This window comes from Paracoccus sp. TRP (assembly GCF_000185925.1).
Classification (GTDB): Bacteria; Pseudomonadota; Alphaproteobacteria; order Rhodobacterales; family Rhodobacteraceae; genus Paracoccus; species Paracoccus kondratievae.
Map to the genome: position 1 here is coordinate 102,502 of NZ_AEPN01000002.1, position 9,690 is coordinate 112,191.

At 63.5% G+C, this 9,690-nt stretch carries 8 protein-coding genes, 1 tRNA gene and 1 riboswitch; of the genes, 7 read left to right on the forward strand and 2 right to left on the reverse strand.

From position 1 onward, the window contains the following. Positions 1–173 precede the first annotated feature (173 nt). The 3 genes from PARACOCCUSGL_RS0101760 to metK all read left to right on the forward strand — a co-directional run bounded on the left by PARACOCCUSGL_RS0101760 (position 174) and on the right by metK (position 5,025). On the forward strand, positions 174–2,231 hold the full coding sequence (locus PARACOCCUSGL_RS0101760) for a DEAD/DEAH box helicase (protein WP_010392437.1): 2,058 nt from the start codon (positions 174–176) through the stop codon (positions 2,229–2,231). 8 nt (positions 2,232–2,239) lie between these two features. Then, a complete protein-coding gene (lnt, locus tag PARACOCCUSGL_RS0101765) occupies positions 2,240–3,772 on the forward strand; it encodes an apolipoprotein N-acyltransferase (protein WP_010392439.1) in 1,533 nt (510 codons plus the stop codon). 32 nt (positions 3,773–3,804) lie between these two features. Further along, positions 3,805–3,853: riboswitch (SAM-SAH riboswitch) on the forward strand. A 5-nt stretch (positions 3,854–3,858) separates the two neighbouring features. Continuing rightward, entirely contained in the window at positions 3,859–5,025 is a 1,167-nt protein-coding gene (gene metK, locus PARACOCCUSGL_RS0101770; protein WP_010392441.1) for a methionine adenosyltransferase, read from the forward strand. A gap of 95 nt (positions 5,026–5,120) precedes the next feature. Here metK and PARACOCCUSGL_RS0101775 read toward each other — a convergent pair whose 3' ends face one another. After that, the gene (locus tag PARACOCCUSGL_RS0101775; protein ID WP_010392443.1) at positions 5,121–5,747 is read right to left on the reverse strand and encodes a J domain-containing protein; all 627 of its coding nucleotides are present in this window, start codon (positions 5,745–5,747) and stop codon (positions 5,121–5,123) included. A 70-nt stretch (positions 5,748–5,817) separates the two neighbouring features. On the opposite strand from PARACOCCUSGL_RS0101775, the gene PARACOCCUSGL_RS0101780 reads away from it, so the two are divergent. The 4 genes from PARACOCCUSGL_RS0101780 to PARACOCCUSGL_RS0101795 all read left to right on the forward strand — a co-directional run bounded on the left by PARACOCCUSGL_RS0101780 (position 5,818) and on the right by PARACOCCUSGL_RS0101795 (position 9,115). Continuing rightward, positions 5,818–6,069 carry a BolA family transcriptional regulator gene (locus tag PARACOCCUSGL_RS0101780; protein WP_010392445.1) on the forward strand — a complete coding sequence of 84 codons (252 nt, stop codon included), beginning with the start codon at positions 5,818–5,820 and terminating at the stop codon, positions 6,067–6,069. An 81-nt stretch (positions 6,070–6,150) separates the two neighbouring features. Next, positions 6,151–7,116 (forward strand): class II fructose-bisphosphatase, encoded by a 966-nt coding sequence (gene glpX / locus PARACOCCUSGL_RS0101785; protein WP_010392447.1) that lies wholly within the window; start codon positions 6,151–6,153, stop codon positions 7,114–7,116. A 48-nt stretch (positions 7,117–7,164) separates the two neighbouring features. Further along, the gene (recJ, locus tag PARACOCCUSGL_RS0101790) at positions 7,165–8,919 is read left to right on the forward strand and encodes a single-stranded-DNA-specific exonuclease RecJ (RefSeq protein ID WP_010392449.1); all 1,755 of its coding nucleotides are present in this window, start codon (positions 7,165–7,167) and stop codon (positions 8,917–8,919) included. A 121-nt stretch (positions 8,920–9,040) separates the two neighbouring features. Next, a tRNA-Glu gene (locus tag PARACOCCUSGL_RS0101795) sits at positions 9,041–9,115 on the forward strand. Between the two features lie 79 nt (positions 9,116–9,194). On the opposite strand, the gene PARACOCCUSGL_RS21730 is transcribed toward PARACOCCUSGL_RS0101795, so the two are convergent. Continuing rightward, positions 9,195–9,380 (reverse strand): hypothetical protein, encoded by a 186-nt coding sequence (locus PARACOCCUSGL_RS21730; RefSeq protein ID WP_138918261.1) that lies wholly within the window; start codon positions 9,378–9,380, stop codon positions 9,195–9,197. Positions 9,381–9,690 lie beyond the last annotated feature (310 nt).

Below are 9,690 nucleotides of genomic sequence, written 5' to 3' on the forward strand. Positions count from 1 at the left end.
GATTGACGAAGGGCAGGTTTTCAGCTAGGCCCGCGCTGTCTGCATCCGGCAGGCAAGGCGAGGGGCGTGCGGAAATTGCGTCCCGAACGGCTGATCATCCCGGTGACCGGGTGGGCGGCAATGGACGCAAAGGACGGCGCGGCATGGTCCGCGCATTGATACGAAAGCCCTGAATGACCAAATTTTCTGATCTGAAGCTTGACCCCAAGGTTCTGAAAGCCATTGCCGAGGCAGGCTATGAGGCCCCGACGCCGATTCAGGCCGGGGCGATTCCCCCTGCGCTCGAAGGGCGGGACGTGCTGGGCATTGCTCAGACCGGCACCGGCAAGACCGCAAGCTTCACTTTGCCGACGATCACCCGCCTTGGCCGTGGCCGGGCGCGGGCGCGTATGCCGCGCAGTCTGGTTCTGTGCCCGACGCGCGAACTGGCCGCGCAGGTGGCCGAGAACTTTGACATCTATGCCAAATACACCCGGCTGACCAAGGCCCTGCTGATCGGCGGTGTTTCGTTTGCGGAACAGGACCGGCTGATCGACCGCGGCGTGGACGTGCTGATCGCCACCCCTGGCCGCCTGCTTGATCATTTTGAGCGTGGCAAGCTGTTGCTTACGGGCGTCGAGATCATGGTCGTCGATGAGGCCGACCGGATGCTCGACATGGGCTTCATCCCCGATATCGAGCGTATCTTCCAGCTGACGCCCTTTACCCGGCAGACGCTGTTTTTCAGCGCCACCATGGCGCCCGAAATCGAGCGTATCACCGACACCTTCCTGCATCTGCCCGAGCGGATCGAGGTTGCGCGCCAGGCAACCACCAGCGAGACGATCACCCAAAAGCTCGTCGAACTGACGCCCACCCGCCGCGATCAGACCGCCAAGCAAAAGCGCGAGTTGCTGCGCGCCCTGATCCACGCCGAAGGCGAGGGGCTCAAGAACGCGATCATCTTCTGCAACCGCAAGACTGACGTGGATATTGTCGCCAAATCGCTCAAGGTGCACGGCTTTGACGCTGCGCCTATCCATGGCGATCTGGACCAGCGTCACCGCATGGCGACACTCGATGGCTTCCGCGACGGCACTTTGCGTTTCCTCGTCGCCTCGGATGTGGCGGCGCGCGGGCTTGATATTCCGGCGGTCAGCCACGTCTTTAACTTTGACCTGCCGAGCCATGCCGAGGACTACGTCCACCGCATCGGCCGAACTGGCCGGGCCGGCCGTCAGGGCACCGCGATCTCGATTTCGACGCCTGCGGATGAAAAGCTGCTTGGTGCGATTGAGGCGCTTGTCAAACAGGCCCTGCCGCGCGCGTCCCTGCCCGAAGGCTTTACGCTTTCCGCAGCCGCACAGGCTCCGGCACGTCCGGCGCGTGAAAATGGTCGCAAGGATCGTGGCCGCGACCGTGATCGCGACCGCCGCGGCCGTCGTGACGACAGCGAACAGCGTCCCCCCGCCCCGGTCGAAGAGGTGCAGGTTGTGGCCCATCCCGTCGAACCCGTCGAGCGTCGCCATGACCGGCGTGAACGTCATGGAGAACGTCACGACCGCCATGACCGTCACGACCGGCGCACGGACCGTCATCCGGTAGTCGGGATGGGGGATCATATCCCGGACTTCCTGACCCGTATTTTCCGCCCTGCCTTCCGCGACCCGATCGACGCGCAGGTCGAGCAGGTCGAGGCCACCCCGGCCGAAACCGTCGCACCGGTGAGCCATGGCAAGGTCGAAACCGCTCCGATGGCTGAGACACCTGCCCCCGAGGCTACGGCCCCAGCCCCGACGCCGCTTTCGGCAGAGGAAGCTGCTACCACCGCCGAAGCCACGCCCCCTGAGGCCGAGGTCCCTGCCCCTGCCAAACCGGCCCGCAAGCGCAAACCGCGCGCGCCCAAGGCCGAGGCCAAGGCAGAGCCTGCGCCCGAAGCAGTCGCCGAAGTGCAGGGGGCCGAAACAGTTTCGCCCGAACCGGCGACCGATGTAGCTGCCGAGACCGTCCCCGAGACGGCACCGGCGGCAGCGCCCAAGCGCAAGCGCAAGACGGCGCCCAAGGCAGCTGACAAGGCTGAGGAACAAACCGGGGCGAAACCTGCGGCCAAAGCACCCGCCAAACCGCGCGCGCCGCGCAAGCCCCGCACCAAGCCGGCAAGCGCCCCCGAGACCGGGACTGACGCTGGGGCCAAGGCGGAACCTGCCGAAGCCACCGCGCCGAACCCGGACGATACGGCAACCACGACCTGATCCAAATCATGGCCCGTCCGGCCCTCATGTCCTCGCCACGACGCGCGTTCTGGGCCGCTCTTGCCGCCAACGCAGGCCTTGGCGCGCTTGCGGCACTGGGTCAGGCGCCGTGGGAATTGTGGCCGCTGACGGTCATCGCATTGGCCCTTGTCTGCCGGCAGGTCGCAACGGCAGACACCGCGCGATGGGCCGCCTTGCAGGTCTTTGCAGCCGGGCTTGGGCACTTTGCCCTTGCCATGTTCTGGATCATCGAACCCTTTCTCGTTGAACCCGAGGTCTATGGCTGGATGGCCCCCTTTGCCTTGCTGTTCATGGCGGCAGGCGCAGCACTTTTCTGGACCATTCCTGCATGGCTTGCAGTGCGGATTGCCCCCGGCTTTCCCCGTCAGGGGGTGGCCTTTGCCGCGCTGATGGTCCTGTCGGACTGGCTGCGGGGCTGGATATTCACCGGTCTGCCCTGGGCGCTGACCGGCCATATCTGGATCAATACTCCGGCTGCGCAGATCGCAGCCACATTTGGCTCAATCGGCCTGTCGGCCCTGACCATGCTTGCCGCCGCCCTGCCGCTGATCTTTCATCGCCCGGGCCGGTTTGCAGCTCTGCCGGGCTGGGTCCTGTCGATCCTCGTCATCGCCACGGCATGGAGCGCGGGTCTCGCCCGCCTTGCCCAGCCACTGCCACCTGATACCGGGCTGCACCTGCGGCTGGTCCAACCTAATGCCACGCAGGCACTGAAATGGGATCCCGTGTGGTCCGAGGTCTTTTTCGGCCGCCTGCTTGAGCTTTCGGCGGCCCGCGACCCCGGCAAGCCCGCACCCGATGTGATGATCTGGCCGGAAACGGCGGTGAACTTCCTGCTGAACCAATCGGGAACTGCGGCGCAGGACATCTCGGCCTATGTTGGCGCGCCGGTCATTCTGGGCATCCAGCGCAGCGAAGGCAGCCGCTATTTCAACAGCCTGACCCAGTTTTCAGACGCCGGTATCGGTCCGGTCTATGACAAGTTTCACCTCGTCCCCTTTGGCGAATATACGCCATGGGGCGATGTGATGGCCCGTTTCGGCATCCGCGCCTTTGCCGCGCAGCATGGCTTTGGCTATTCTGCGGGTCCCGGCCCACAGGTCATGCGCCTGCCCGGCCTGCCTGCGATGCAGCCGCTGATCTGCTATGAGGCCGTCTTTTCGCGGCATCTGATTTCAGGCGAGGATCGGCCTGACTGGCTGTTACAGGTCACGAATGACGGGTGGTTCGGACAGATATCGGGACCGTGGCAACATCTGGCGCAGGCGCGGCTGCGCACTATCGAGTCAGGCCTGCCACTTATGCGGGCGGCAAATACCGGCGTCTCGGCAGTGATTGATGCACGCGGCGGGATCCGGGCCAGTCTGGGACTGAACCTTACCGGGCGGATTGACGCACCCCTGCCCGGCGCGCTGCCCCCGACCCCTTGGTCACGCTGGGGTGACTGGCCGGCGGTGGCAGTGACGCTGGCAGTGCTTTTGTTTTGCCTGCGACGTGGGCGGGCCTCGCTGCGCTGTTGACGGCAAGGGGTCCGTCCTCTAACGCTTCGTCTTGACCGTCACAACGGCTTCCTGGCGTGACGGCGTCATTTTAACGGAGCAATTTCATGGCCAGACAGAACTATGTGTTCACCTCGGAATCGGTGTCCGAGGGCCATCCCGACAAGTTATGCGATCAGATCTCGGATGCGGTGCTTGACGCGCTGCTGGCCGAGGATCCGGCCGCGCGCGTCGCATGTGAGGCTTTTGCCACCACCGGAACCGTGGTCATCGGCGGAGAGATCGGGCTGAGCGATAAAAAGAAGCTTGGCGAATACATGGGGCACATCAGTCAGATCGCCCGTGATACGATCCGCGATATTGGCTATGAACAGGAAAAGTTCCATTGGAACACCTGCCATGTGCACAATTACCTGCACGAACAGTCGGCCCATATCAGTCAGGGCGTGGACCGCGACGGTGCCGGCGATCAGGGTATCATGTTCGGCTATGCCGTCGATGAAACCCCCGAGTTGATGCCCGCGCCGATTCAATATGCGCATGCGATCCTGCGTCGTCTGGCCGAGGCCCGCAAATCGGGCGCCGAGCCGATGCTGGGGCCAGACGCGAAGTCCCAGCTGAGCCTGCGTTACGAAAACGGCAAACCGGTCGAGATCACCAGCCTTGTGCTGTCGCATCAGCACAAGGATGAGGCCCAGACCTCGGATGATATCCGCGCCATCGTTGAACCCTATATCCGCGAGGTATTGCCCTCGGAATGGCTGACTGAGCGGACAGAATGGTGGGTGAACCCGACCGGGACTTTCGTCATCGGCGGGCCGGACGGCGACGCAGGTCTGACCGGGCGCAAGATTATCGTCGACACCTATGGCGGCGCCGCCCCGCATGGTGGCGGTGCTTTCTCGGGCAAGGACCCGACCAAGGTCGACCGCTCGGCCGCCTATGCCGCACGCTATCTGGCCAAGAACGTGGTCGCCGCGGGGCTGGCAAAGCGCTGCACCATCCAGCTGTCCTATGCCATCGGCGTGGCAAAGCCGCTGTCGATCTATGCCGATACTTTCGGGACCAGCGAAATCCCCGAGGCCGAGATCGAACGCGCCATCTCACGCGCCATGGATCTGACACCGCGCGGGATCCGCGAGCATCTGGATCTGTGCCGCCCGATCTATCGCCGCACCGCTGCCTATGGCCACTTTGGCCGGGCGCCGGAAGCTGATGGTGGATTCTCGTGGGAGCGGACGGATCTGGCTGAGGCCATCAGGCGGGAATTGTAAGGCAATGGGGGGCTTTGCCCCCGCGCGTTCCGCGCTCCCCCAGGATATTTGGACACGAAAGAAGCCAAGGGTGGGTTGCCCTTGGCTTCTTTCGGTCAGTCCTTGAAGCTGCGGCTGTCCTTGATCTGGTCCCAGGCCCAGACCACCTCTTGCAAGCGTTCTTCGTCTGAGCGGTCACCACCGTTCATATCAGGATGAAGATCCTTGACCAGGGATTTGTATTGCTTGCGGATTTCTCCGCGGGTCCAGGTTTCCTTGGCCTCAAGGATTTCAAGGGCGCGGCGTTCCGTCGGCGGCAGTTTGCGGGCCGTCTGGGTGCGGACTTCGGGATTGGTGCCGTTCGCACCCAGAATCTCGAGCGGGTCGTCGATGCCGTGACGCGCCCATTTACGTTCTTGCGTGGCGCGGCCAAAGGGTTTGGTCGGACGCTCCCACACCGTGGCATTGTCCAGAAACTCCTGGAATTCGGCCTCGGACTGACCTTGGAAATAATTCCAGTTCAGGTTGTATTCGCGGACGTGTTCCTTGCAGAACCAGTAGTAATCATCGAGCGCACGCGGCGATTTGGGTGCACGATACTGGCCCGGCTCGGTGCAGCCGGCCTTGTCGCACCGCCGGGTCGAGGTCTCGAACGCACCCGACATGCCACGCCGGCCCTTTGCCCGGCGCTTTTTGTCCGCAGCTGCGGAAATATCGAATCCGAACGGGTCGCTGTTGCTCATTTGCCTGCCTTGTCCTGAACGGGACAGGCAGTTTAGGCTATTTCGCAGGACATGAAAGGGGGGCAAGCGAATGATCGCCAAAGAAATGCACAAAAGACTGGCCGCGCTGGAGCCCTCGCGTCTGGAAATCATTGACGAAAGCGAAAGCCATCGCGGCCATGGCGGCTGGCGCGAGGGCGGAGAGACCCATTTCCGCATCCGCATGGCAAGCCCGCAATTCGCCGGGCTGAACCATGTCGCACGTCACCGGCTGGTGCATCGCACCCTGGGCGATATTGTGCCGCGTATTCACGCTTTGGCGCTGGAACTGGCGGAAAACTGACCCGTTAGCGCACGCAGGCTTGCCCGTTCCGGAGCCGGGGCGTAGAAGCCCCGAAAAGCAGAAATCACAAGGAATTTTCGGATGAGCTCGCCCAAGGATTTCAACGATCGCATGCTGTCGCTTGGCCTTGCCCGCGTCAGCGAGGCGGCCGCCCATGCCTCGGCGCGGCTGATCGGCCGCGGTGACGAGAAGGCAGCCGACCAGGCCGCCGTGAATGCGATGCGCGAACAGCTGAACATGCTGGACATCAAGGGCGTCGTCGTTATCGGCGAAGGCGAGCGGGACGAGGCCCCGATGCTGTTTATCGGCGAAGAGGTCGGCTCGGGTCAGGGGCCCGAAGTGGATATCGCGCTGGACCCGCTGGAGGGCACCACGCTGACCGCCAAGGACATGCCGAACGCCCTGACCGTGATCGCCATGGCGCCGCGCGGCACCCTGTTGCATGCGCCCGACGTTTACATGGAAAAGCTGGCCATCGGGCCGGGCTATCCCAAGGATATCGTCAGCCTCGACATGTCCCCGGCCGAGCGAGTGCGCGCGCTGGCCAAGTCCCGCGGCGTCAAGGACGGCGATATCACCGTCTGCATCCTTGAGCGTCCGCGCCATGAGAATCTGATCGCCGAAGTCCGCTCGACCGGGGCGGCCATCCGCCTGATCACCGATGGCGATGTTGCCGGTGTGATCCATTGCGCCGAGGCCGAACTGACCGGCATCGACATGTATATGGGTTCGGGCGGCGCGCCCGAAGGAGTTCTGGCTGCCTCGGCGCTGAAATGCATGGGCGGGCAGATGTGGGGCAAGCTGTTGTTCCGCAACGAGGATGAAAAGGCCCGCGCCGCCAAGGCCGGCATCACCGATCTTGACCGTATTTATTCGCGCGATGAGATGGTGACCGCCGATGTGATCTTTGCCGCGACCGGCGTCACCAACGGCTCGATCGTGGCCGGCGTGAAGCGTGAGCCGCATTATCTGCAGACCGAAACCATTCTCATGCGTTCAAAAACCGGCTCGGTGCGGCGCATGATCTATCGCAATCCGATCCGCTAAGCACGGGACAGGGTTGAACAGCAGGCGGTCATGGGGGATGAAGCCCACATGACCGCCTTTCTTTCCGTCACCTCTTCTTTGACCGGCCGGCTGTGGCGTGGCCCCGAGGCTGCGCTGGAGCGCACTGCCGAAGCACTGGCGCAGGACAGCCGCCTGCCCCTGCCCGTCTGCCGGATCCTGGCTGCTCGCGGTGTGCCCGCAAATGAAGCGCCGCTTTATCTTGATCCCAAGCTGCGTGATCTGCTGCCCGACCCCTCGCAACTGCGCGACATGGACAAGGCAGCCGACCGGTTGGTGGCGGCGGTTCTGAGTAAGCAGCGCATTGCTATATTTGCCGATTACGACGTGGACGGGGGCGCCTCAGCAGCACTGCTTCTTGACTGGCTACGTCGGCAGGGACGCGATGCAAGCCTATATATCCCGGACCGTATCGACGAAGGCTATGGACCAAACGCCCCCGCCATCGCGGCGCTGTCGCGCGATCACGACCTGATTATCTGCGTCGATTGCGGCACGCTTAGTCATGAGGCTCTGGCGGCAGCCAGCTGCGATGTCATCGTGCTGGACCACCACCAGGGAGGGGAGACCCTGCCCCCCGTTCTGGCTGTGGTGAACCCGAATCGCGCCGATGAGGACGGCAGCCTTGGCCATCTTTGCGCCGCAGGTGTGGTGTTTCTGGCGCTGGTGCGCTGCAATAGCCTGCTGCGTCAGGGTGGTCATCCCCAGCCCGACCTGATTCCCATGCTGGATCTGGTGGCGCTGGCGACGGTCGCGGATGTGGCGCCCTTGATTGGGGTGAACCGTGCCTTTGTCCGACAGGGGCTGCTGATCATGGCGCGGCGCGAACGACCGGGCCTTGTGGCGCTGTCTGATGCAGCGCGGCTTGATTCGGCACCGAATGCCTTTCACCTCGGCTTTCTGCTGGGACCGCGCATCAATGCCGGTGGCCGGGTCGGCAAGGCCGATCTGGGCGCGCTCTGCCTATCCTGCACCGATAGCCGACAGGCCGAACGGCTGGCGGCCGAGCTGGACGCGCTGAACCGCGACCGCCGCGCCATCGAATCCGCGGTACGTGATGAAGCATTGGCCCAGGTCGAGGCGCGTGTTCAGGCTACTGGCGATACGGGCTGTGTCGCCTGGGCGGCAGGCGAAGGCTGGCATCCCGGCGTTGTCGGCATTGTCGCCGCGCGGGTGAAAGAGGCGACCGGCCTGCCCTCGGTGGTGGTCGGGATTGAAAATGGCATCGGCAAAGGCTCGGCACGATCCGTGCCCGGCGTAGATCTGGGCCGCGCCATTCAGCGCCTTACGGCCGAGGGGCTGCTGCTTAAAGGTGGTGGTCATGCGATGGCGGCGGGCCTGACGGTCGAAGAGGCAAAGATCCCCGCCGCGATGGAGCGGCTTTCGCAGCTTTTGGCACGAGAGATGTCTGACCGCCCCGGCGCGGGTGAACTGCGCATCTCGGGCCTTTTGGACCCTGCCGGCGCGACCATCGAGCTGATGCAGATGCTGGAACGGGCCGGCCCCTTTGGTCAGGCGGCACCAGCGCCACGCTTTGCCTTTGCCGCGCAGCTGATCGACAGCGCCGCAACCATGGGCGACAGCCATTTACGCCTGCGTTTCCGCAGCCCCGGCAGTCCGGTTCTGGAAGCCGTCGGTTGGGGTGCGATGAGCGGCCCTCTGGGTCCCGCGCTTTTGGGTGCCAAGGGGCGACGCTTTCATCTGGCGGGCAAGCTTGAGCTGTCGCAATGGGGCGGGCGTGAACGCGTGCGGCTGCGCCTTGATGATGCTGCACCGGTCGAGTGAGCCCGGCAAGTGTCTGGCAGAAAAACTTTGCAGCCAGACGATTTTTCCGCTTGCAGCCTTGGGACAGAGGACCTAAATACCGCCCCACACCGCAGGGCAGCGCCCGGTGGAACAAGAAAGTGGCCCGTTCGTCTATCGGTTAGGACGTCAGGGTTTCAACCTGAAAAGAGGGGTTCGACTCCCCTACGGGCTGCCATTTTCCCATGTATTATATTGAAATTGTAGCGTAATTTGCGCAAGTCCGGGTCATAACTACCCCACTAGCTGTCATGCGCTTAGGCCGTTGGTCTGCCTTTCAGTTTTGCGCCTGCGAGGGCGGCCTGAACCTTGATCCGGTCGCACTGCGCCTTGTTGTAGTTTTCCATCTTGCGGGGCAGCATCTTCAGTTCCAGGCCGGTCATGTCCACCCCGCGCTGGTGCTCAAGCCGGTCCACTGCCTCTAGAATCTTCTTGGCGATCACTCAGCTCGTTGTTGCGCTGGTTGCTGACGCCGCAGCCCTTGGTGTCATCGTCCCGCCCATAGTATGCTGGGGTGGCTGTGGTCTTGATGGCCCCCGTGGGGGTGACGTGGCTGCTCAGGTAGAGCTTCATAGACCGTTCACCGTATATCCGTCCGCCAGTATGAAGCACAACCGGCGATACGGGCTAGGTTACGCGACTGCGTGACATTTGCATGACCTCTTGCTTGGGTCGTCGCCCTGAACGTTTCCGCCGCGCTTTTGTCGTCGACAGCAAAGATACGCTGCCCGACAAGGCTAAGCAGACGTTACG

Coding starts and splice junctions, on each gene's coding strand:
- glpX (WP_010392447.1), top strand. CDS start 6,151: ATGAGCTCGCCCAAGGATTTCAACGATCGCATGCTGTCGCTTGGCCTT.
- lnt (WP_010392439.1), top strand. CDS start 2,240: ATGGCCCGTCCGGCCCTCATGTCCTCGCCACGACGCGCGTTCTGGGCC.
- PARACOCCUSGL_RS0101760 (WP_010392437.1), top strand. CDS start 174: ATGACCAAATTTTCTGATCTGAAGCTTGACCCCAAGGTTCTGAAAGCC.
- metK (WP_010392441.1), top strand. CDS start 3,859: ATGGCCAGACAGAACTATGTGTTCACCTCGGAATCGGTGTCCGAGGGC.
- PARACOCCUSGL_RS0101775 (WP_010392443.1), bottom strand. CDS start 5,747: ATGAGCAACAGCGACCCGTTCGGATTCGATATTTCCGCAGCTGCGGAC.
- PARACOCCUSGL_RS0101780 (WP_010392445.1), top strand. CDS start 5,818: ATGATCGCCAAAGAAATGCACAAAAGACTGGCCGCGCTGGAGCCCTCG.
- recJ (WP_010392449.1), top strand. CDS start 7,165: ATGACCGCCTTTCTTTCCGTCACCTCTTCTTTGACCGGCCGGCTGTGG.